A 21,254-nucleotide genomic window follows, 5' to 3' on the forward strand; every position below is an offset into this window, starting at 1 on the left:
GGCTAGCGGTCCGCGCTGTTCCGCGCCCAGCTGTACTCGAACTCGGGGCGTCCCCTCGTGCCGTAGCGGGGCGTGCGGAGGACGGACTGCTGGTCCGCGAGGTACTCCAGGTACCGCCGCGCGGTGACCCTGGACATGGACAGCGCCTCCGACACCTCGATGGCGGACGTGGGTTCCTGCAGCGACTTCAGCAGGCGCGAGACCGCGCGGAGGGTCTCTGCGGAGAGTCCCTTGGGCAGGGTGGCGGCGGTGGCGGGCCGGAGCGAGGCGAACGCCTGGTCCACCTCGGCCTGCGTGGTGGCGGTCGCCTGCTCCACCAGGTTCTGGCGGAAGTCCCGGTAGGTGCCGAGTTTCTCCCTGAACGCCGAGTACGTGAAGGGTTTGATGAGGTACTGCACGATGCCGGACGAGATGGCGGAGCGCACCACGTGCAGATCCCGCACCGCCGTGATGGCGATGATGTCGAGCGGCAGACCGAGCCCGCGGATCCGGCGGATGATGTCGAGACCGTGGGCATCCGGCAGGTTCATGTCGAGCAGCATGAGGTCCGCGACGAGGTCGGCCCTGCCCGGTGCCTCGCCGGACGGCTGGAGGAAGACCGCGAGCTCCGCCCCACTCCGGGCGACGCCGACGAGCTCGAACCCGTCGAGCCGCCGGACGTACTCCGCATGGGCGTCCGCGGCCACCGGATCGTCCTCGACGACCAGGACACGGATTGCGCTCACGGGTGGCCCCCGTCGACGGCCAGGCGCACGGCCGGCGGACCCGACCGGTCCGGGGTGCCCGCGGGAGCCCCAGGGTAGGGGAGCCGAACCATGAAGCGGGCCCCGCCGTCCTCCGTGTCCGTCACCTCGAGCGTGCCCGCGAAGCGCTGGACGGCCTGCCGGACCAGCGCCAGCCCGAAACCGCGGCCGGCACCGGTGTCCTCCGCCGATTGCTTCGTGCTGTAGCCGACCTCGAACACCTTCGCCTTCTCGGAGTCGGGGAGGCCGTTCCCGCTGTCCTCGACGACGATCTCGAGTTCGGCCGTGCCGTTCCCGCCCGCCAGGCGGCGGACGACGAGGAGGACGCGGGATTCCTCCGAACCGGCCGCTTCGTCGAAGGCGTTGTCGAGGAGGTTGCCGATGATCGTCACGAGGTCCACGGGGTTCAGCGACCCGGCCTGCGCGTCGGGTGCGATCTGCGAGGTCAGGGTGATCCCGCGCTCGTTGGCCTGCGCGGCCTTGCCCACCAGCAGGGCCGCGAGGAAGGGCTCGTCGATGGCCTCGACCACCTCGTCGGTGAGGCGCTGGGACTGCTGCAGGTCCCGGGTGGCGAAGTCGATGGCGTCCGCGCTCCTGCCGAGTTCCACGAGCGACACGATCGTGTGCAGGCGGTTGGCGTGTTCGTGGGTCTGCGAGCGGAGGGCATCGGTGAGGGTGCGCATGGTCTCGACCTGTCCGGTCAGGGCCTCGATCTCCGTGTGGTCCCGCAGGGTCGTGACGGTGCCGAGCGCCCCGTGCGGATGGACGGCCCGCCCGGGGATGGACGGCGGGACGGCGGGTTCCTGGTTGACCACGAGCACCCGGCTCTCGGTCAGGTGTACCTCGTCGCGCGCCCGCCGCCCCGAACCGAGGAGGTCCCGCAGGGACGGTGCGACCGCGAGGTGCGACGCCGGTATCGGCTTCCGTGTCCCGTCCAGTCCGAGGAGCCGCGCGGCCTGGTCGTTGTAGAGGACGAGGGAGCCGGCCGCATCGGTCAGCAGGAGGCCCTCGCGGACGGAGTGGAGCACGGAATCGTAGAACACGAAGGTGCGCGAGAGCTCGGCGGGTCCCATTCCCAGCGTCGCATCCCGCAGTCGTCGGCTGAGCAGGTAGGAGGCCAGCGCGCCGAGGGCGAGTGCGCCGAGTGCGATGAACGCGACCAGGGGGAGCTGCGCGTTCCGTGCGATGGCGGCACGATCCACCGTGATGCCCGCCGCGACCATCGCCCGCACCGCCCCGCCGTCGTCGACCACGGGGACGATGGACCGGATGGACGGGCCGAGGGTGCCGGCGTAGGTCTCGGTCTGCGTCCGGCCGGCCAGCGCCTCGGAGACCGAGCCGATGTAGGGCCTGCCGATCTGCTCCGGGGTGCGGTGCGTGAAGCGCGTCCTGTCGGTGTCCATGATCGTGATGAAGTCCACGCCCAGCCGGTCCATGACGTCCACGGCGTAGGGCTGCAGGGTGGCCGAGGGATCAGGCCCCTCGACGGCTTCGAGGACCGCCGGTTCGAGGGCGATGGCCGTGGCGACCGCGACCATGCGTTCGGCCGTGGCGTCGTTGACGCCCTGTTCGGCGTCCGCGTAGAGGATGACCGAGAGGGCAGCGGCAAGGACGAGGATGAACAGGAGTTGGGCCACGAAGAACTGCTGGGCGAGGCTCCATCGACTCACGCCGTGATCCTGCTCCTTCCGGTTCCTGCCGGTCCGGGACCGGGCCGCCGCGCCCCGGCGCCGGGCCACGACCAGTATGAACTCAATCGTGACCCCGGTCACGCCCGATGCGATGATGATGGGGAAATACTCAACAGTACGCTTCCTGGTACCTCCCCCGCGGACGAAGAACGACCTTCCCCGCCGGCGCCACCGGGCGGCCGAACACCTAGGGAGACACCATGGCTATGGCGCCATCGCGGTCCGACAGCGGACCCGCACAACCCCGCAAGCGGGTCGACAAGACCCACTTCCTCTACATCGCGGTCATCGTCGCCGTGGTGCTCGGCGCGATCCTCGGCCTGGCCGCCCCCGAATTCGCGAAGGCGCTCAAGCCGCTCGGGACGGGCTTCATCAACCTCATCAAGATGATGATCGCCCCCATCATCTTCTGCACCATCGTGCTCGGTATCGGTTCCATCGCCAAGGCTGCGACGGTCGGCAAGGTGGGTGGCCTGGCACTCGGCTACTTCATCCTCATGTCCACCTTCGCGCTCGCCATCGGCCTCGTCGTGGGCAACCTCATCCAGCCCGGCGAGGGCCTCGACATCTCGTCCTCGACCTACGAGGTGCCGGAGTCCGCCGAGGGCGGCGAGGGCGGCACCGTCGGCTTCCTGCTCAGCATCATCCCGACGACACTCCTGTCGGCTCTGACCGGGCCGAGCATCCTGCAGACCCTGTTCGTCGCGCTGCTCGTCGGCTTCGCCCTGCAGAAGATGGGCTCGGCGGGCAAGCCGGTCCTCCGCGGCATCGGACACATCCAGGCACTGGTCTTCCGCATCCTCGTCATGATCATGTGGCTCGCGCCCATCGGCGCCTTCGGCGCCATCGCGGCCGTGGTCGGTGAGACCGGCATCCAGGCGATCATCAGCATGGCCACCCTGATGATCGCGTTCTACATCACCTGCATCCTCTTCATCGTCGTCATCCTCGGCGGGCTGCTGAAGCTCGCCACCGGCGTCAACATCCTGAAGCTGATGAAGTACCTCGGCCGCGAGTACCTGCTCATCTTCAGCACCTCGTCCTCCGAAGCGGCGCTGCCCCGCCTCATCGCGAAGATGGAACACCTCGGTATCTCCAAGCCCGTGGTCGGCGTGACCGTCCCCACCGGGTACTCCTTCAACCTGGACGGGACCGCCATCTACCTCACGATGGCCTCGCTCTTCGTCGCGGAAGCCCTGGGCAAGCCGCTGGCCCTCGGCGAGCAGATCTCCCTCCTGATCTTCATGATCATCGCCTCCAAGGGTGCGGCCGGCGTCACAGGTGCCGGTCTCGCGACCCTTGCCGGCGGCCTGCAGTCGCACCGCCCCGACCTGGTGGACGGTGTCGGCCTGATCGTCGGTATCGACCGGTTCATGTCCGAGGCCCGTGCCCTGACGAACTTCACCGGCAACGCCGTCGCCACCGTCCTGATCGGGACCTGGACCAGGGAGATCGACCGGGGCCGCGTCGACGAGGTCCTCGAGGGACGCCTGCCGTTCGACGAGACCACGATGAGCACCGATCACCGCTTCGACAACGACGACGTCGAGGACGGCGCGGAGGCCAGGACCGAGGCCGCCGTCCGGGGGAACACCGCTCCCTGACGCACGCACCTGTCGGACGGAGGTCCGCAACGAGACGACGGCGACGCCCCGGATTGCTTCCGGGGCGTCGCCGTCTCCGTCCGGCGGCCGCGAACCGGTGCCTGCCGGCACGGCGCGGCACTCGGCGCCCGTCCGTCGGACCGACCTTCGACCTCTGGTCGAGGTTCAAGGCTCGCGCCCGAACAGCAGGGCCCGCCACGGCGGTCGCCGTGGGCGTTGTACCGTTGACTATGAGAAATGCCGCTCGCGTTGGATCGTCGACCGGCCCGCACCGATTCTGATGGAAGCGTGGAGAACAACGTGAGTAGTGAACAGGGTTCCACAACTCTGCCCAGCGCAGTGGACGCGGGACTGGGCCCGACCGGCCGCCCTGTGACGGAATTCCCCGAGCCGAGGGTCCTGGAGTCGCACGGCCCGGCGCGGGTCATCGCGATGGTCAACCAGAAGGGCGGCGTCGGGAAGACGACGTCGACCATCAACCTGGGCGCGGCGCTCGCGGAGGCCGGACGGAAGGTCCTGCTGGTCGACTTCGACCCCCAGGGCGCCCTGTCCGCGGGCCTCGGCACCAACCCGCACGAACTCGACGTGACGGTGTACAACGTGCTGATGGACCGGAAGGTGACCATCCACGACGCCATCCAGCACACCGCGATCGAGAACATCGACCTGCTGCCGGCGAACATCGACCTGTCCGCCGCCGAGGTGCAGCTCGTCAACGAGGTGGCCCGCGAGCAGGTCCTCGACCGCGCGCTGCGCAAGGTGTCGGATGACTACGACGTCATCCTGATCGACTGCCAGCCCTCCCTCGGACTGCTGACGGTCAACGCCCTCACCGCGGCACACGGGGTCATCATCCCGCTGATCTGCGAGTTCTTCGCCCTGCGTGCCGTCGCGCTGCTGGTCGAGACCATCGAGAAGGTGCAGGACCGCCTGAACCCGAGGCTCCAGATCGACGGCGTGCTCGCCACGATGTACGACGCGCGAACCCTGCACAGCCGCGAAGTCATCGCGCGCCTCGTGGAGGCGTTCGGGGACAAGGTCTTCGAGACCGTCATCAAGCGCACCATCAAGTTCGCGGACGCGACCGTGGCCGCCGAGCCCATCACGTCCTATGCGGCGAACCACTCCGGAGCCGACGCCTACCGCAGGCTCGCGAAGGAGCTCATCAGCAGGGGTGGAGCGCCCTAGTGCCGATCGCCCCCGGGTCCGCCCGGTACAGCTAGATGGTGCCCATGACCACGCGTGGGGCAGGACGGCCGACGACGGTGGACCCCGGGGCCCGGGGCGGAGCCGCAGCGCCGGCGGCCGACGGCGACGACACTGCGGCGCCGGCGGCCGCGGGTCGCCCTGTCTTCGAGGTGCAGCTCACCAACTTCAGCGGGCCTTTCGACCTGCTGCTGAACCTGATCTCACGGCGGGAACTCGACATCACGGAGATCGCCCTCGCGCAGGTCACGGACGAGTTCATCGCCCACATCCGGAGGATCCAGGCCGCCGAGGGCGAATGGAAGCTCGACGAGGCGAGCGAGTTCCTCGTCGTCGCGGCCACGCTGCTCGACCTGAAGGCAGCGCGGCTCCTGCCGGCCGGCGCCGTCGAGGACGAGGAGGACATCGCGCTCCTCGAAGCCCGCGACCTCCTGTTCGCCCGCCTCCTCCAGTACAGGGCGTTCAAGGAGATGGCTCGGCACCTCGCGCAGCGGCTCGAGGAGGAGGACGCGCGCCACCCCCGCGACGTCCCCCTCGAACCCGCGTTCACCCGACTCCTCCCCGAACTCGTGTGGAAGCATTCCGCCGAGGAGTTCGCCGCCCTCGCCGCGAAGGTGCTGGCTCCGCGCCAGGAGCAGCCGCTGCAGGTCAGCATCGAGCATCTCCACGCACCACCGGTCAGCGTGCGGGACGAGGCCGTGGTGCTCCAGGACCTGCTGCTGGCCCGCGGCCCGCTGTCCTTCCGGCAGCTGACGGCGGACGCCGCGTCGCGCCTGGTGCTCGTGGTGCGGTTCCTCGCGCTGCTCGAACTGTTCCGGGACGGCGCCATCTCCTTCGAGCAGTCGGCGCCGCTGTCCGAGCTGCTGGTGACCTGGAGCGCCGAGGACCACCGGTGGACCGCGGAACGGTTGACGAGCGACTTCGAAGGAGACCTCGTCGGAGCGCACGGTGACGGGGGCCGGCATGGATGAGCCCACCGGAGCCGATTCCGGCAGCGGGGAGATCCCCGTCGAGGAACTCCCGGGCGGGCTCCGCGGAGCGGTGGAGGCGATCCTCATGGTCGCCGACCGCCCCGTCACGGACGAACAGCTCGCTGCAGTGCTCGAGCGTCCGAAGGCCCTGGTGCACGCGGTACTCGTGGAACTGCAGCGCGAGTACGACGGCTATACTGGGTCCGGCCCCCAGAACACCGAGAGCACTTCGCCGCGCGGTTTCGAACTACGGACCATCGCCGGCGGGTGGCGCATCTTCTCCCGGAAGCACTTCGCCTCCGTTGTCGCCGATTTCGTGCTCGACGGCCAGTCAGCCCGGCTCTCACAGGCAGCACTCGAGACCCTGGCGGTCATCGCGTACCGCCAGCCGGTGTCCCGTGCCCGGGTCTCAGCGATCCGGGGCGTCAATGTCGACTCGGTGGTCCGGACGCTGCTCCAGCGAGGACTGGTTGTCGAGCTCGAGACCGATCCGGAGACCGGTGCGGTCCTCTATGGGACCACCACCCTGTTTCTGGAAAGATTGGGGCTGGGCAGCGTCGACGAATTGCCCCGGATCGCTCCCCATCTGCCGGGCCTCGAGAGCCTTGGGGAGTATGACGAGACGACGTACTGAGCACGACCTACGAGAAGGACTTTCTACATGACACAGCAGCCAGGATCCGGTTCCGGACGCAATACGCCGCGCCGCGGCGGGTCGACCGGACGCCCATCCGATGCTGCCCGTGGCCGGAAGTCCTCGCCCCGCGGCGGCTCGGCGCAGGGCGCAGGCCGTCCGGCCGAGGGACGACCCTTCCAGGAGCGAGCAGAGCGCGGCGGCCGATCCGAGGGCCGTCCGTCCCAGGACAGCGGCGGACGTGATGCCGGCCGGTCCGAGGGCCGTCCGTCCCAGGACCGTTCAGAACGCGGCGGCCGCTCCGCCGAAGGCCGCCCGGCCTCCGCGGGCGGTGGACGCCGTGATTCCGCCGAGGGCCGTGCCCGTTCCGCCGCCGGCCGCCCGTCCTCGGGAACCCCGTCGGGCCGCTTCGGCGCGAAGACCCCAGGACGCCCCGCTGCCGGCTCCAAGCCGGGCTCCCGCTCCGGCGGGCAGGAGGGCGCCGGACGCCAGAAGCCCGCGGGACCCAAGGCCTTCGGCCGCGAGCGGTTCGGGCAGAATCTCGGACCGGTGCGTCCGGCCAGGCCCAGGCGTGCGAGCCGCCCTGCGGACGAGATCGACGTCCACAACCCGGAGGGCGTGCGCCTGCAGAAGGTCATGGCGCTCGCGGGCGTCGCCTCCCGCCGGGTCTGCGAGGAGATGATCCTCGACGGCCGCGTCGAGGTGGACGGCACCGTCGTGACGGAGCTCGGCGTGCGGGTCGATCCGGAGCAGGTCGCCATCCACGTGGACGGGATCCGCCTGCAGCTGGACGAGCACCTGAAGTACTACGTCTTCAACAAGCCGCGCGGGGTGGTCTCCACGATGGAGGATCCGGAGGGCCGCCCCTGCATCAGCGACTTCCTGAAGAACAAGAACAAGAACGAGCGCCTCTTCCACGTCGGCAGGCTCGACGCCGAGACCGAGGGCCTGCTCCTGCTCACGAACGACGGCGAGCTCACCAACCGCCTGACCCACCCGTCCTACGAGGTCCCGAAGACGTACCTCGTCCAGGTCCGCGGACCGATGGCGCAGGGTGTCGGCGCCCAGATGAAGGAGGGCATCGAGCTCGAGGACGGACTCGCTCAGGTGGACTCCTTCAAGCTCGTCGATTCGACGCCGGGCCACGTTCTCGTCGAGGTCGTCCTGCACTCCGGCCGCAACCGCGTGGTTCGGCGGCTCTTCGACGCCGTCGGCCACCCCGTCGAGCGCCTCGTGCGCACCCAGCTCGGACCCATCCGGGTCGGCGACCAGCGCCAGGGCAGCATCCGCGTGCTCGGGCGCCAGGAGGTCGGGCACCTGCTGGCATCGGTGGGCCTCTAGCCGATGTCCACGCGCACGGAACAGGGAACCCACCTCGCCGGTCCCGTCCTGGTCATCGGGGCGGGCCTGCTGGGGGCGAGCATCGGGTTGGGCCTGCGCGCGCGCGGGCTCGACGTCGTCCTGTCCGACAGCTCGCCGTCGACGGAAGCGGTGGCCCGCGACATCGGTGCGGGCCGGCTCCTCGACCAGGCGCAGGGCGCCGGCGAGTCGGTGTCACCCGAGCTGGTGGTCGTGGCGACGCCGCCCGACGTCACCGCCCGCGTGGTGGCCGGGGCACTGCTGGCCTATCCCGGCGCCGTCGTCGTGGACATCTGCAGCGTCAAGGAAGCCGTCCTGCGTGAACTCTCGGCGACCCCGGACGCCGCTGCGCACCTGTCCCGCTACGTGGGGACGCACCCCATGGCGGGCCGTGAGAAGTCCGGTCCGGTCGCCGCGCGGGCCGAGCTGTTCACCGGAGCACCCTGGGTCCTCTGCGCACACGCCGACAGCGCGCCCGAGGCCGTCCTGCGCGCCGAGTCGCTCGCCGTCGACCTCGGCGCCGTGCCCGCACGCATGTCCGTCGAGGAGCACGACGAGGCCGTCGCGCTCATCTCCCACCTCCCGCAGGTGGTGTCGTCGCTCGTCGCGAGCAGGCTGCAGGACTCACCCGTCCAGGCACTCTCCCTCGCGGGGAACGGGCTGCGGGACGTCACGCGGATCGCTGCGAGCGATCCGCGCCTGTGGGTGCAGATCCTGTCGGCCAACGCCGCCCGGCTCGTCGACATCCTCTACGGCGTCCGGGAGGACCTCGACCGCCTGATCGGCACGCTCGAGGACCCGACGGCGGGCGGCGCCCGCCTCGACATGGCGCAGCTGATGTCCGAGGGGAACGCGGGCCAGGCGCGCGTGCCCGGCAAGCACGGGACGCCGCCCAACTCCTTCGCACGCCTGACCGTGCTCGTCGACGACGTTCCGGGCCAGATCGCGAAGCTCCTCACGGAGATCGGCCACACCGGGATCAACGTCGAGGATTTCCGGCTCGAACACTCCCCGGGACGCGAGGTGGGCCTCGCCGAGCTCTCCGTCCTGCCAGGCAAACGACAAGAACTGACGGAGTCCCTCGTGCAGCGGGGCTGGAAGGTAGTGCAGTGATTCAGATCTCAGCAGAGACCATGCAGACATCCGACGCGGCGGAGCCGGCGGGGGAGGCGGTGGCGTCGAGCCCTTACTCCGGCTTCCGCCTCGGCAAGTCCCTCGTCGTCGCCATCGACGGCCCGTCGGGGTCGGGCAAGTCGAGCGTCAGCCGCGAGGTGGCCCGGCGCCTGCGCGCCGCCTACCTGGACACCGGGGCGATGTACCGGGCGGTCACGCTCCACTGCATCGCCACGGGCATCGACCTGGAGGACCGGGTCGCTGTCGAGGCGGCCGCGCGATCCATCGAACTCTTCATCAGCACCAGTCCGGACCGTGAGTCCGTGACGATCTCCGGCGACGACGTCACCGCGGCCATCCGCGAGCCGGAGGTGTCCTCGGCCGTCAGCGCGGTCGCGACGACCATGGGCGCCCGTGCGGAACTGATCCGCCGGCAGCGTGCGCTGATCGCCGGTGCAGGGCACCGCATCGTCGCCGAAGGGCGGGACATCACCACCGTCGTCGCCCCCGACGCCGAAGTGCGGATCCTCCTCACCGCGAGCGAGGAGGCCCGGCTGCGCCGTCGTGGCGACCAGCTCGGCGGGACGCAGTCGGAGGCCCAGCTCAAGCAGCAGGTCACCGAGCGTGATGCCAAGGACTCGACAGTGGTCGACTTCCAGCAGGCAGCGGACGGCGTGGTCACGCTCGACTCCTCGGACCTCGACTTCGAGCAGACCGTCGCGGCGGTCCTCGGCATCGTGCGCACGGTCGCGCACTAGCACCACCGCAAGAGCTTCCGGGCGCGAGCCCACCAGGATTACCGTCGGGAGACGGTGAACACCAACCGAAGGAAACAACGATGAGCGAGAACCTTTCGCCGAACGCGACGGACCAGGGCGCCGGACCCGACGAGGACTACGAGCCCACCGGCCAGGACCAGGTCAGCGAGCTGCTCGACACGCTCGACGACGCCGAGGCCGAGCAGCGGGCCGCGTCGCTCCGCGCGGGCCTCGAGGACTACGAGCTCGACGACGAGGACGCAGCGCTCCTCGCCCGCCAGGACGAGGACTTCGACGACGAGGCGGAGGGCCGGCTCAACCCCGTGCTCGCCATCGTCGGGCGACCGAACGTCGGCAAGTCCACCCTGGTGAACCGCATCCTCGGCCGCCGTGAGGCCGTCGTCGAGGACACCCCCGGCGTGACCCGTGACCGCGTGTCCTACCCGGCCCAGTGGTCGGGCCGCAACTTCACCCTGGTGGACACCGGTGGGTGGGAGCAGGACGCGAAGGGCATCGCCGCGCGCGTGGCCGACCAGGCGGAGATCGCGGTCGACATGGCCGACGCCGTCCTGCTCGTCGTCGATGCGACCGTCGGTGCCACCGCGACCGACGAGGCGGTCGTGCGCATGCTGCGCCGCAAGAAGAAGCCCGTCATCCTCGTGGCCAACAAGGTCGACGACATCCAGAACGAGGCCGACGCCTCCGTGCTGTGGGGACTCGGGTTCGGACAGCCGTGGCCGGTGTCGGCCCTGCACGGGCGCGGCACCGCCGACATGCTCGACGAGGTCAACAAGACCCTGCCCGAGTTCTCCGAGCACGGCGGGATCGAGCGCTCCGGCGGCCCGCGCCGGATCGCACTCATCGGACGACCGAACGTCGGCAAGTCCTCCCTCCTGAACAAGCTCGCCGGCTCCGACCGTGTGGTCGTCGATCCCCTCGCCGGGACCACCCGCGACCCCGTGGACGAGATGATCGAGCTCGGCGGACGCACGTGGCGCTTCGTCGATACCGCGGGCATCCGCCGCCGGGTGCACATGCAGCAGGGGGCCGACTACTATGCCTCGCTGCGTACGCAGTCGGCACTGGAGAAGGCGGAGGTCGCCGTCGTGCTCCTCGCCGTCGACGAGGTGCTGAGCGAGCAGGACATCCGCATCCTGAACATGGCCATCGAGTCCGGGCGCGCGATCGTGCTGGCCTTCAACAAGTGGGACCTGCTCGACGACGAACGCCGCCGGTACCTCGAGCGTGAGATCGAGCAGGACCTGGCGCACGTCGACTGGGCGCCGCGCGTCAACATCTCGGCGCTGACGGGGTGGCACAAGGACCGCCTGGTGCCCGCGCTGGACGTCGCGCTCGAATCGTGGGACCGGCGTATCCCGACGGGACGCCTCAACGCCTTCCTCGGTGAGCTCGTCGCCGCCCACCCGCACCCGGTGCGCGGTGGCAAGCAGCCCCGCATCCTCTTCGGCACGCAGGCCTCGAGCCGTCCGCCGAAGTTCGTCCTCTTCACCACGGGCTTCCTGGATCCGGGGTACCGCCGCTTCATCACGCGCCGCCTGCGGGAGACGTTCGGCTTCGAGGGCACACCCATCGAGGTCAGCATGCGCGTCCGCGAGAAGCGCAGCCGCAAGCGCTGACACCTCGCCGGTGTGCTGACCCGCCCGGGAAATGCTGTATTGTTATCCGAGTGGTTTGGCCTGCTGGACAGGCCAATCGGGATGTGGCGCAGCTTGGTAGCGCACTTGACTGGGGGTCAAGGGGTCGCAGGTTCAAATCCTGTCATCCCGACACTGCAGGGCCCGTTTCCACCGGCTTGATGGCCGGCGGAGGCGGGCTTTTTGCATGTCCGGGGGCAGGGCGAGCTCCTTCGCGCGGGGCAGGTGAGAGGCGCGTCACGGCGTCGCCGGATATGCCTATACTCGACCAGTATCCGTACCCGGGCGGGCAGTCCTGCCGCCCGGGAACCCGTGCGTCCGAAAGGCAACCATGAGCAACATCCCCGATGGCCTCTACTACACCGCGGAGCACGAATGGGTCAGTGAGCCCGCCGTCGACGGCACCGTGCGCATCGGCATCACCGACTTCGCCCAGGACGCGCTCGGGGACGTCGTCTACGTGCAGATGCCCGAGGAGGGCACCAGTGTGGCCGGCTCGGACGTCATCGGCGAGGTCGAGTCGACCAAGAGCGTCAGCGACATCTATGCCCCTGTCACGGGCGAGGTCGTCGCGCGCAACGAGGCGCTCGACGACGACCCGTCCCTGATCAACTCGGACCCCTACGGCGAGGGGTGGCTGCTCGAGATCAAGGCGGCCGATCCTTCCGTGGTGCAGAACCTCCTGAGTTCGGGCGACTACTCCCAGCAGGTAGGCTAGTTCTACCCGGCGAAGGCAGCGGGGATGGTGCGGCTGGTGACAACCTGGCGCACCGCGCAGTAGGGGAGGAAAGACCGATGGAGCCCGATGGAAATCCAGCCGTGAATGGAGAAGAGCCGAACATGACGTCTCCTGAGACAACGACGATCGGTCTGCCGCCGCAAGCCGCGACGACCGAACTGGAGCGGCACCTGACGCGCGAGGAGCAGGCGTCCGTCGCGGCACTGCCGGCAGGCTCCGCACTCCTGATCGCCCACTCGGGACCGAACGCCGGCGCCCGGTTCCTCCTCGACGAGGACATCACGAAGGCCGGCCGGCACCCGAACGCGGACATCTTCCTCGACGACGTGACGGTCTCCCGTCAGCATGCCGAGTTCCGCCGGACCGACACCGGCTTCATGGTCGTGGACACCCGCAGCCTGAACGGGACGTACGTCAACAACGACCGCGTCGATTCCGTCGCGCTGCGCAACGGCAACGAGGTGCAGATCGGCAAGTTCCGGCTGACCTTCTACTCGGCGCGCACCGTTCCCGGCCAGGCCACCCAGCACACCGCAGCGCAGGCCTAGTCCGCTCCATGCCTTCCTCCCAACCCGCCCGCCGCCCGGCCGGCGTCGCGTCCGGCCTCTCCGGCTCCGGTGTCCTGAACATCGGTGAGGTCCTGCGCGAACTGGCCGGGGATTTCCCCCAGGTGACGGCGTCGAAGATCCGTTTCCTCGAGGAGAAGGGTCTGATCTCCCCGCAGCGCACGCGTGCCGGGTACCGCAAGTACACCGGACACGATGTCGAACAGCTGCGCTTCGTCCTCGCACTGCAGCGGGACCAGTACCTCCCGCTGAAGGTCATCAAGGACTACGTCGACGCGATCGACCGCGGCGAACGTCCCGATTCGCTGCCCGGAGGCATGACGCTCTCCCCGCGGGTGGTGTCCGACCAGCTCTCCCGCGAGCTCACTGCGCACGGACGGAGGCTGACGGCGGAGACCCTCGCCGCCGAGGCGGGCGCGCCCCGGAGGCTCGTCGACGACCTCGTGAGTTTCGGGCTGATCACCGCCGTGGACAACCGCTTCGACGAGCACGCCCTCAAGATCACCAGGGCGTGCGTCCAGCTCGAGAGCCACGGGATCGAGCCCCGCCACCTGAGGCCGTTCCGCGCGGCCGCCGACCGCGAACTCGGGCTCGTCGAGCGGGTCGTCGCCCCCGTCGCCTCCCGCAAGGACGTGGCATCGAAGGCGCGGGCCGCGGAGACGGCGCGTGAGATCAGCGAGTTGTGCCTCGGCCTGCACAGTGCCCTGGTGCACAGCCAGATAGCCCGGATGGATAGTTAGGCGGCATCCCGTGATCGAAGTAGAAGTGGTGGGCGTGCGGATCGAACTGCCGTCGAACCAGCCCCTGGTCCTGCTCAAGGAGACCGCGGGGGAGCGTCACCTGCCCATCTGGATCGGAGCGCCGGAGGCCAGTGCCATCGCCTTCGTGCAGCAGGGCATCGTGCCGCCACGGCCCATGACCCACGATCTGCTCGTCGACGTCGTCGCCGCGGCGGGCAAGGAGATCTCCGAGGTACGCATCACCTCGGTGGAGGACACGGTCTACCACGCGCAGCTCGTCTTCAGTGACGGCGTGACGGTGAGTTCGCGGGCCTCGGACGCCCTGGCCGTCGCACTGCGCGTGCCCTGTCCCATCTACTGTGCCGACGAGGTCCTGGCGGTCGCCGGCGTCGAGATCGCCGATGCCGACGCGGAGGACGCGGAGGACGGCGACACGGAGGAGACCGCCGAGAAGGAGGTGCTCCAGTTCCGGGAGTTCCTCGCCGATGTCGAGCCCGAGGACTTCGAGCGCTGACGGCCCGGGTGGGCTGCAGGCCCACCGTCGGAGGCGCGATCGGCGAGCCGCAGGCGACACGCCGACCCTTGGGGCCCAGCATCTTTGACCTCGACCCTCCCGCGATCTAACGTCGAAGCATACAGTTCCCATTGCGTGTGCGGGGGGCCCGGGGCACACTTGAGTGCACATCCTGAGGTTCCGCCCGCCCGGCAAATGTCCCCGGGAACCCGACGAGGAGGCAGCACGTGAGTCCGAAGGGTGACGCCGGCAAGGCATCCAGCCCGGCAGGCGCTGGTGTCCCGCCGAGCGCCCAGGGCTTACTGTTCACGGAAGACCTCCCCGTTCTCGACGAAGACGCCGGATATCGCGGTCCCACCGCCTGCAAGGCCGCAGGCATCACCTACCGGCAGCTCGACTACTGGGCACGTACCGGGCTCGTCGAACCCGCTGTCCGCGGGGCTTCGGGATCGGGCACGCACCGCCTCTACGGATTCCGCGACATCCTCGTCCTCAAGGTGGTCAAGCGCCTGCTGGACACCGGGGTGTCCCTCCAGCAGATCCGCACCGCCGTGGAGCACCTCCGTGAGCGGGGCGTCGAGGACCTCGCCCAGATCACGCTCATGAGCGACGGCGCGAGCGTCTACGAGTGCACGTCCGCTGACGAGGTCATCGACCTCGTGCAGGGCGGACAGGGCGTCTTCGGGATCGCGGTCGGCCGGGTGTGGCGTGAGGTCGAAGGAAGCCTCGCGGCCCTTCCGAGCGAGCATGCTCCCGACCAGGAGTACCCCGGCGACGAACTCAGCAAGCGCCGGGCGACGCGCAAGATCAGCTGACAGCCGGCTCAGGGTCCGTCCTGACGGCATCGCCCGCCCTGACACGGCGCGGCTCGGGAGCAGGAAGCTCCGCACCCCCTGATCGGGGCGTTCGTCCCCCTGAAGGATCGGTCCGGTCAGCGCTTCGGGCTGCGGCTCCGCATCCTGCCGGAATCGACGACGCTCTTCAGGAGGTCGTCGAAGTAGCCCGATGCCTGGCGCGCCGACTCACCCGGCCAGTGGTGGACCGAGTGGGCGGCCCCCTGGATCTGCTGCCAGTTCGCCTGCTCGGGGATCGTGGGGCTCAGCAGCAGGCCACCGAACATCTGCCGCATCTCGCGGAGCCGGAACGTGTGCTCGTCCGACGTCGAGCGCACCCGGTTCGCGACGATGCCCGCGGTCTTGAGGTCGGGTGCGAATTCGCGGCGGAAGAGCTCGAGGGCCCGCATGGTGCGCTCGGTCCCCGCGACGGAGAACAGGCCCGGCTCTGCCACGAGCAGGACCTTGTTGCTGGCGGTCCATGCGATGCGCGTCAGTCCGTTGAGGGACGGCGGGCAGTCGATCAGCACCAGGCTGTAGCCCTCGACGCGGGACAGGAGCGTCGCCAGCCGGCGCTGGTCACGGCGCCCGAGATCCGGACGGTCGTAGATCCCGGAATAGGCGGATCCCATGGCGACGTCGAGCGTGGACGTGCGCGCTCTCGAATGCCGGGCGGCAGTCGCCACCCAGCCGCTCGGGACCGTGTTGCCGGCCAGGTCGCCGCGCCGCGCATTCTTCAGCAGGCGCCCGATGTCGGTCTGGTCCGACGGCTTCACGCCGAGGGCCGTGGTCGCATCCGCGTGCGGATCGAGGTCGACGACGAGCGTCGGGATGCCGGCTGCAAGTGCGGCCGAGGCCAACCCCGTGGTGACCGACGTCTTGCCCACGCCGCCCTTGAGGCTGCTGATGCTCACTACCTGCACGTTCGAACCCACACCTATCCGGAACCGCCATGGAGGAAGGCGGCTCGCTCTTGATCCCCGTCCATCATAGGGTGGCCCCGCCCGACGCCCGGAACGGCAGGGATGTCCATCACCGGGACGACGACGCCCCGTGCGTTTCGTGCCGTGTCAGGGGCCCTCGACGTGGCGGACGTGCCGGGTAGGATCAGTCCAGCGTGAGGAACCCGACCGGCAAGGATGCAGGAGCACGATGTTCTCGAAGATTCTGGTGGCTAATCGTGGCGAGATCGCCATTCGTGCATTTCGGGCCGGTCATGAGGTGGGCGCGAAGACGGTGGCGGTGTTCCCGCACGAGGACCGGAACTCGATCCACCGGCAGAAGGCCGACGAGGCGTATCTGATCGGTGAGGAGGGCCACCCGGTGCGGGCGTACCTGGACATCGAGGAGATCATCCGGGTCGCGGTCGAGGCCGGCTGTGACGCGATCTACCCGGGCTACGGGTTCCTGTCGGAGAATCCGGGGTTGGCCCGGGCTGCGGCGGACGCGGGGATCACGTTCGTGGGTCCGCCGGCGGACGTGCTGGAGCTCGCCGGGAACAAGGTCAAGGCGTTGGACGCGGCCCGGGCGGCGGGCATCCCGGTGCTGGCGTCCTCGCGGCCGAGCGCCGATGTGGACGAGCTGATCGCCGCGGCGGACGAGATCGGGTTCCCGGTGTTCGCGAAGGCCGTGGCCGGTGGCGGTGGGCGCGGGATGCGGCGGGTGGATACCCGCGAGGCGTTGCCGGAGGCCCTGGAGGCGGCGATGCGTGAGGCCCAGTCCGCGTTCGGGGATCCGACGATGTTCCTGGAGCAGGCGGTGCTGCGGCCCCGGCACATCGAGGTGCAGATCCTCGCCGACGCCGAGGGCAACGTCATGCACCTGTTCGAGCGGGACTGCTCGCTGCAGCGCCGGCACCAGAAGGTCATCGAGATCGCCCCGGCGCCGAACCTGGACGAGGGGATCCGGCAGGCCCTGCACCGGGACGCGGTGAAGTTCGCGACCGCGCTGGGCTATGTGAACGCGGGCACCGTGGAGTTCCTCGTGGACACGGTCGGGGAGCGGGCCGGCCAGCACGTGTTCATCGAGATGAACCCGCGCATCCAGGTCGAGCACACGGTCACCGAGGAGGTCACCGACGTGGACCTCGTGCAGTCCCAGCTGCGGATCGCCGCCGGGGAGACCCTCAAGGATCTGGGCCTGTCGCAGGAGACGGTGAGCCTGCGCGGCGCCGCCCTGCAAAGCCGCATCACGACGGAGGACCCGGCGAACGGGTTCCGGCCCGATGTGGGACGGATCTCCGCGTACCGGTCCGCCGGCGGAGCCGGGGTACGCCTGGACGGCGGGACGGTGTATGCGGGGGCGGAGATCAGCCCGCACTTCGACTCGATGCTGGTGAAGCTCACCTGCCGGGGCCGGGACTACCCGGCCGCCGTCACGAGGGCGAGGCGTGCGTTGGCGGAGTTCCGGGTCCGCGGTGTCTCCACGAACATCTCCTTCCTGCAGGCGGTCCTGGACGACCCGGACTTCATCGCCGGGAACGTCGCCACCTCCTTCATCGACGAGCGTCCCGAACTGCTCACCGCCCGCATCCCGGCGGACCGCGGCACGAAGCTGCTCACCTGGCTCGCGGACGTGACCGTGAACCAGCCCAACGGGGCACGGCCCGCGCACCTCGACCCACGGGAGAAACTCCCCGAACTGCCCGCATCGACCGCCCTGGCCCACGGTGAGCCCGAGGACCGGCAGGACGCGCAGGCTCCGATGGGGAGCCGGCAGCGCCTGCTGGAGCTCGGGCCGGAGGGCTTCGCGCGGGCGTTGCGGGAGCAGACCGCTGTGGCGGTGACGGACACGACGTTCCGGGACGCGCACCAGTCGCTGCTGGCCACACGGGTGCGGACCCGTGACCTGGTCGCCGCGGGTGCGTCGGTGTCGGCGCTGACCCCGGGATTGCTGTCGGTGGAGGCGTGGGGCGGGGCGACCTATGACGTGGCGCTGCGGTTCCTGGGGGAGGACCCGTGGGAGCGCCTGGACGCGCTGCGCCGCCAGATCCCGGACATCTGCCTGCAGATGCTGCTGCGCGGCCGGAACACCGTCGGCTACACCCCCTATCCCGAAGCCGTCACCACGGCCTTCGTGCAGGAAGCGGCCGCGTCGGGTATCGACATCTTCAGGATCTTCGACGCGCTGAACGACGTGTCCCAGATGGAACCGGCCATCCGCGCGGTCCGGGACACCGGGACCGCGGTCGCCGAGGTCGCCCTGTGCTACACGGCCGACATGCTCGACCCCGCCGAGACGCTCTACACCCTGGACTACTATCTCGACCTCGCCCAGCGGATCGTGGGCGCCGGGGCACACATCCTGGCGATCAAGGACATGGCCGGGCTCCTGCGTCCCGCCGCGGCCGCGAAACTGGTGACCGCCCTGCGGGAACGCTTCGAGGTGCCCGTGCACCTGCACACCCACGACACCGCCGGCGGCCAGCTCGCGACCCTCCTGGCCGCGGTCGACGCCGGGGTGGACGCCGTGGACGTGGCCAGCGCACCCCTGGCCGGGACCACCAGCCAGCCCTCCGCCTCGGCCCTGGTCGCGGCCTTGGCCCACACGCCCCGGGACACCGGCCTGGACCTGGATGCCGTGTGCGCGCTGGAACCCTACTGGGAGGCCGTGCGGCGCATGTACGCCCCGTTCGAATCCGGCCTGCCCGGCCCCACCGGTCGGGTCTACCGGCACGAGATCCCCGGCGGGCAGCTCTCCAACCTCAAGCAGCAGGCCATCGCGCTCGGACTGGGGGAGCGCTTCGAGGCGATCGAGGACATGTACACGGCGGCGGACAGGATCCTCGGACGCCTGGTGAAAGTCACCCCGTCCTCCAAGGTCGTCGGGGACCTCGCCCTGGCCCTGGTCGGCTCCAACGCGGACCCCGCCGCGTTCCAGGACAACCCGCAGGACTACGACATCCCCGATTCGGTCATCGGATTCCTCAACGGAGACCTCGGCAACCCGCCCGGCGGTTGGCCCGAACCCTTCCGGAGCAAAGCCCTGAAGGGACGCGAACTCAAACCACGCGACGCGGACATCACCGCCGAGGACCGGAAGGACCTCGCCGGGACGCCCGCCGAGCGCCGGCAGGCCCTGAACCGGCTGCTCTTCGCCGGACCCACCAGGGACTTCACCGCCACGAGGGACACGTACGGGGACGTGTCCGTGCTCGGCACCGCGGACTACCTCTACGGGCTGCAACCGGGCACCGAACACGTCATCGAACTCGACAAGGGCGTCCGGCTCATCGCGACCCTCGAAGCCGTGTCCGACCCCGACGAGAAGGGCATGCGTACCGTCATGTGCACCCTCAACGGGCAGATGCGACCCGTGGCCATCCGGGACAAGAACGCCACCAGTGACGTGAAGACCGCCGAGAAAGCCGACCCCGGCACCCCCGGCCACATCCCTGCACCCTTCGCCGGGTCCGTCACCATCACCCTCACCGAAGGAACCGCCGTCACCGCCGGAGACACTGTCGCCACCATCGAAGCCATGAAGATGGAAGCCAACATCACCACCCCCATCACCGGCACCATCCAGCGCACCACGTTCACCGGCACCCGACCCGCCCAGGGAGGAGACCTCCTCCTCACCATCACCCCCGCCTGACGCCACGGGTCGGATCGAGGGGGAGGAGCCGGCAGGCTCGGGGAATGGGGGGGGTGCAGCTCCGGCCTGCTGTCGGCCCGGGCGCGGCTAGACTGCGTCGTGTGACCCACTACGACCTCGCCGTCATCGGCTCCGGCTCCGGCAACACGCTCATCTCGCCGGAATGGGCTGACCGGAAGGTCGTCCTCGTCGACGGCGGTACCTTCGGCGGCACGTGCCTCAACGTGGGATGTATCCCCACGAAGATGTACGTCTATCCGGCCCAGCTGGCCGCGGCGGCCGGGGAGTCCTCGCGCCTCGGCGTGGACCTCACCCTCGACCGCGTGCGCTGGAGCGACATCCGGGACAGGATCTTCACCCGGATCGATGCCATCTCCTCGGGCGGGAGGGCCTACCGCGCCGACGAACTCGAGAACGTGACGCTCATCGAGGAGTACGTGCGGCTGACCGGGGAGACGTCGTTCGAGACGGCGTCGGGTGATCTGGTCACCGCCGACCAGGTGGTCATCGCCGCGGGCTCCCGCGCCGTCCTGCCCGAGATCCCGGGCATCTCCCTGCCGCAGGTGCACACGTCGGATACCGTGATGCGCCTTCAGGACCGGCCACGGCGCCTGCTGATCGTGGGCGGCGGGTACATCGCAGCGGAGTTCGCCCACGTCTTCGGCTCCTTCGGGACCGATGTGACCATCGCGGTCCGTTCCGGGGGTATGCTGCGGCAGCTCGACGAGACCGTCTCCGAGGCCTTCACCGAGCACGCGGCGCGGCAGTGGGACCTCCGGCTCGACACCGATGTCACCGGGATCACCGCCAACGACGACGGCAGCGTGACCGTGCGCCTCAGCGGGCCCGCCGGTGCGGTGGACCTCGAGGTCGATGCCGTCCTCATGGCCGTGGGTCGCACTCCCAACACGGACAGGCTCGGCGCGTCGGACGCCGGCCTGGACCTGCACGACGACGGGCGCCTCGCGGTCGACGAGTACCAGCGGGTGCTGCGCGACGGGCGGCCGGTCGAGGGGTTGTGGTCCCTGGGTGACGTGAGCAGCGCCCACCAGCTCAAGCACGTGGCGAACCACGAGGCGAAGATCGTCGCGCACAACCTGCTGCACCCGGAGGCCCTGCGGGCGAGCGACCACCGGTTCGTGCCGTCCGCGGTGTTCTCCCACCCGCAGGCGGCCTCGGTCGGCATGACCGAGGAGGAGGCGCTCCTCCATGCCGAGGCGTCGGGCACCACGATCGTGACCGCCGTGCAGCACTACGGGTCGACGGCGTACGGGTGGGCCATGGAGGACACCCAAGGGTTCGCGAAGATCATCGCCGAGCGGTCGACAGGACGGATCCTGGGTGCGCACATCCTCGGCCACGAGGCGTCCATGATCATCCAGCCCCTGATCCAGGCGATGTCCTTCGGCCTCGATGCCCGCTCGATGGCGCGCGGACAGTACTGGATCCATCCCGCGCTCACCGAGGTGGTCGAGAACGCGCTCCTGAACCTCGCGCTCGACTGAGGCGACCGTCCCTCCGCAGGGTCTGCG

General features: G+C 69.8%; 18 protein-coding genes and 1 tRNA gene. 16 read left to right on the forward strand and 3 right to left on the reverse strand.

The window, feature by feature from the left end; translation table 11 throughout:
• Nucleotides 1-2 precede the first annotated feature (2 nt).
• Together AC0Z9V_RS00080 and AC0Z9V_RS00085 are read right to left on the reverse strand one after the other, a co-directional pair.
• Complete coding sequence (locus AC0Z9V_RS00080) at nucleotides 3-725, reverse strand: response regulator (RefSeq protein ID WP_133081628.1); 723 nt, start codon at nucleotides 723-725, stop codon at nucleotides 3-5.
• Nucleotides 722-2,413, reverse strand: a complete 1,692-nt coding sequence (locus AC0Z9V_RS00085; RefSeq protein ID WP_133081629.1) for a sensor histidine kinase — start codon at nucleotides 2,411-2,413, stop codon at nucleotides 722-724. The genes AC0Z9V_RS00080 and AC0Z9V_RS00085 overlap by 4 nt, the downstream gene beginning before the upstream one ends.
• Before the next feature lie 227 nt (nucleotides 2,414-2,640).
• On the opposite strand from AC0Z9V_RS00085, the gene AC0Z9V_RS00090 reads away from it, so the two are divergent.
• The 14 genes from AC0Z9V_RS00090 (at nucleotide 2,641) to AC0Z9V_RS00155 (ending at nucleotide 15,108) form a co-directional block, all read left to right on the forward strand.
• Nucleotides 2,641-4,038, forward strand: coding sequence for a cation:dicarboxylate symporter family transporter (locus tag AC0Z9V_RS00090; protein WP_133081935.1), 1,398 nt, complete (start codon nucleotides 2,641-2,643; stop codon nucleotides 4,036-4,038).
• A 300-nt stretch (nucleotides 4,039-4,338) separates the two neighbouring features.
• The gene (locus AC0Z9V_RS00095) at nucleotides 4,339-5,226 is read left to right on the forward strand and encodes a ParA family protein (RefSeq protein WP_133081630.1); all 888 of its coding nucleotides are present in this window, start codon (nucleotides 4,339-4,341) and stop codon (nucleotides 5,224-5,226) included.
• Between the two features lie 44 nt (nucleotides 5,227-5,270).
• Entirely contained in the window at nucleotides 5,271-6,215 is a 945-nt protein-coding gene (locus AC0Z9V_RS00100; protein WP_485140348.1) for a segregation and condensation protein A, read from the forward strand.
• Nucleotides 6,208-6,849, forward strand: coding sequence for an SMC-Scp complex subunit ScpB (gene scpB, locus AC0Z9V_RS00105; protein ID WP_133081632.1), 642 nt, complete (start codon nucleotides 6,208-6,210; stop codon nucleotides 6,847-6,849). Before AC0Z9V_RS00100 ends, scpB begins: the two co-directional genes overlap by 8 nt.
• Before the next feature lie 27 nt (nucleotides 6,850-6,876).
• Nucleotides 6,877-8,190 (forward strand): pseudouridine synthase, encoded by a 1,314-nt coding sequence (locus AC0Z9V_RS00110; protein WP_485140349.1) that lies wholly within the window; start codon nucleotides 6,877-6,879, stop codon nucleotides 8,188-8,190.
• 3 nt (nucleotides 8,191-8,193) lie between these two features.
• Nucleotides 8,194-9,321: a prephenate dehydrogenase gene (locus tag AC0Z9V_RS00115; RefSeq protein WP_459267655.1), complete on the forward strand. Its 1,128-nt coding sequence runs from the start codon at nucleotides 8,194-8,196 to the stop codon at nucleotides 9,319-9,321.
• Nucleotides 9,322-9,341: 20 nt separating this feature from the next.
• Nucleotides 9,342-10,079, forward strand: coding sequence for a (d)CMP kinase (gene cmk, locus AC0Z9V_RS00120; protein WP_133081936.1), 738 nt, complete (start codon nucleotides 9,342-9,344; stop codon nucleotides 10,077-10,079).
• A gap of 80 nt (nucleotides 10,080-10,159) precedes the next feature.
• Nucleotides 10,160-11,716, forward strand: a complete 1,557-nt coding sequence (gene der, locus AC0Z9V_RS00125) for a ribosome biogenesis GTPase Der (RefSeq protein WP_133081635.1) — start codon at nucleotides 10,160-10,162, stop codon at nucleotides 11,714-11,716.
• Nucleotides 11,717-11,793: 77 nt separating this feature from the next.
• Nucleotides 11,794-11,867, forward strand: a tRNA-Pro gene (locus AC0Z9V_RS00130).
• Nucleotides 11,868-12,065: 198 nt separating this feature from the next.
• Nucleotides 12,066-12,452, forward strand: a complete 387-nt coding sequence (gene gcvH, locus AC0Z9V_RS00135; protein ID WP_485140350.1) for a glycine cleavage system protein GcvH — start codon at nucleotides 12,066-12,068, stop codon at nucleotides 12,450-12,452.
• 122 nt (nucleotides 12,453-12,574) lie between these two features.
• Nucleotides 12,575-13,021 carry an FHA domain-containing protein gene (locus AC0Z9V_RS00140; protein WP_244186199.1) on the forward strand — a complete coding sequence of 149 codons (447 nt, stop codon included), beginning with the start codon at nucleotides 12,575-12,577 and terminating at the stop codon, nucleotides 13,019-13,021.
• An 8-nt stretch (nucleotides 13,022-13,029) separates the two neighbouring features.
• Nucleotides 13,030-13,779 carry a transcriptional regulator FtsR gene (ftsR, locus tag AC0Z9V_RS00145; protein ID WP_133081638.1) on the forward strand — a complete coding sequence of 250 codons (750 nt, stop codon included), beginning with the start codon at nucleotides 13,030-13,032 and terminating at the stop codon, nucleotides 13,777-13,779.
• Nucleotides 13,780-13,789: 10 nt separating this feature from the next.
• On the forward strand, nucleotides 13,790-14,293 hold the full coding sequence (locus tag AC0Z9V_RS00150; RefSeq protein WP_133081639.1) for a bifunctional nuclease family protein: 504 nt from the start codon (nucleotides 13,790-13,792) through the stop codon (nucleotides 14,291-14,293).
• 227 nt (nucleotides 14,294-14,520) lie between these two features.
• Nucleotides 14,521-15,108: a MerR family transcriptional regulator gene (locus AC0Z9V_RS00155; protein WP_133081640.1), complete on the forward strand. Its 588-nt coding sequence runs from the start codon at nucleotides 14,521-14,523 to the stop codon at nucleotides 15,106-15,108.
• A gap of 116 nt (nucleotides 15,109-15,224) precedes the next feature.
• Here AC0Z9V_RS00155 and AC0Z9V_RS00160 read toward each other — a convergent pair whose 3' ends face one another.
• Nucleotides 15,225-16,049, reverse strand: a complete 825-nt coding sequence (locus tag AC0Z9V_RS00160; RefSeq protein WP_208740900.1) for a ParA family protein — start codon at nucleotides 16,047-16,049, stop codon at nucleotides 15,225-15,227.
• A gap of 229 nt (nucleotides 16,050-16,278) precedes the next feature.
• Between AC0Z9V_RS00160 and AC0Z9V_RS00165 the strand changes: the two genes are divergently transcribed.
• Nucleotides 16,279-19,722, forward strand: coding sequence for a pyruvate carboxylase (locus AC0Z9V_RS00165; RefSeq protein ID WP_485140351.1), 3,444 nt, complete (start codon nucleotides 16,279-16,281; stop codon nucleotides 19,720-19,722).
• A 101-nt stretch (nucleotides 19,723-19,823) separates the two neighbouring features.
• Nucleotides 19,824-21,227 (forward strand): mycothione reductase, encoded by a 1,404-nt coding sequence (locus AC0Z9V_RS00170; RefSeq protein ID WP_208740902.1) that lies wholly within the window; start codon nucleotides 19,824-19,826, stop codon nucleotides 21,225-21,227.
• Nucleotides 21,228-21,254 lie beyond the last annotated feature (27 nt).

Source organism: Arthrobacter sp. UYP4 (assembly GCF_057291175.1).

What these genes read in the sequence shown, in the direction of transcription:
- AC0Z9V_RS00090 (WP_133081935.1), top strand. Translation starts at nt 2,641, where the DNA reads ATGGCGCCATCGCGGTCCGACAGCGGACCCGCACAACCCCGCAAGCGG.
- AC0Z9V_RS00110 (WP_485140349.1), top strand. Translation starts at nt 6,877, where the DNA reads ATGACACAGCAGCCAGGATCCGGTTCCGGACGCAATACGCCGCGCCGC.
- gcvH (WP_485140350.1), top strand. Translation starts at nt 12,066, where the DNA reads ATGAGCAACATCCCCGATGGCCTCTACTACACCGCGGAGCACGAATGG.
- AC0Z9V_RS00140 (WP_244186199.1), top strand. Translation starts at nt 12,575, where the DNA reads ATGACGTCTCCTGAGACAACGACGATCGGTCTGCCGCCGCAAGCCGCG.
- ftsR (WP_133081638.1), top strand. Translation starts at nt 13,030, where the DNA reads ATGCCTTCCTCCCAACCCGCCCGCCGCCCGGCCGGCGTCGCGTCCGGC.
- AC0Z9V_RS00115 (WP_459267655.1), top strand. Translation starts at nt 8,194, where the DNA reads ATGTCCACGCGCACGGAACAGGGAACCCACCTCGCCGGTCCCGTCCTG.
- AC0Z9V_RS00165 (WP_485140351.1), top strand. Translation starts at nt 16,279, where the DNA reads ATGTTCTCGAAGATTCTGGTGGCTAATCGTGGCGAGATCGCCATTCGT.
- cmk (WP_133081936.1), top strand. Translation starts at nt 9,342, where the DNA reads ATGCAGACATCCGACGCGGCGGAGCCGGCGGGGGAGGCGGTGGCGTCG.
- AC0Z9V_RS00100 (WP_485140348.1), top strand. Translation starts at nt 5,271, where the DNA reads ATGACCACGCGTGGGGCAGGACGGCCGACGACGGTGGACCCCGGGGCC.
- der (WP_133081635.1), top strand. Translation starts at nt 10,160, where the DNA reads ATGAGCGAGAACCTTTCGCCGAACGCGACGGACCAGGGCGCCGGACCC.
- scpB (WP_133081632.1), top strand. Translation starts at nt 6,208, where the DNA reads ATGGATGAGCCCACCGGAGCCGATTCCGGCAGCGGGGAGATCCCCGTC.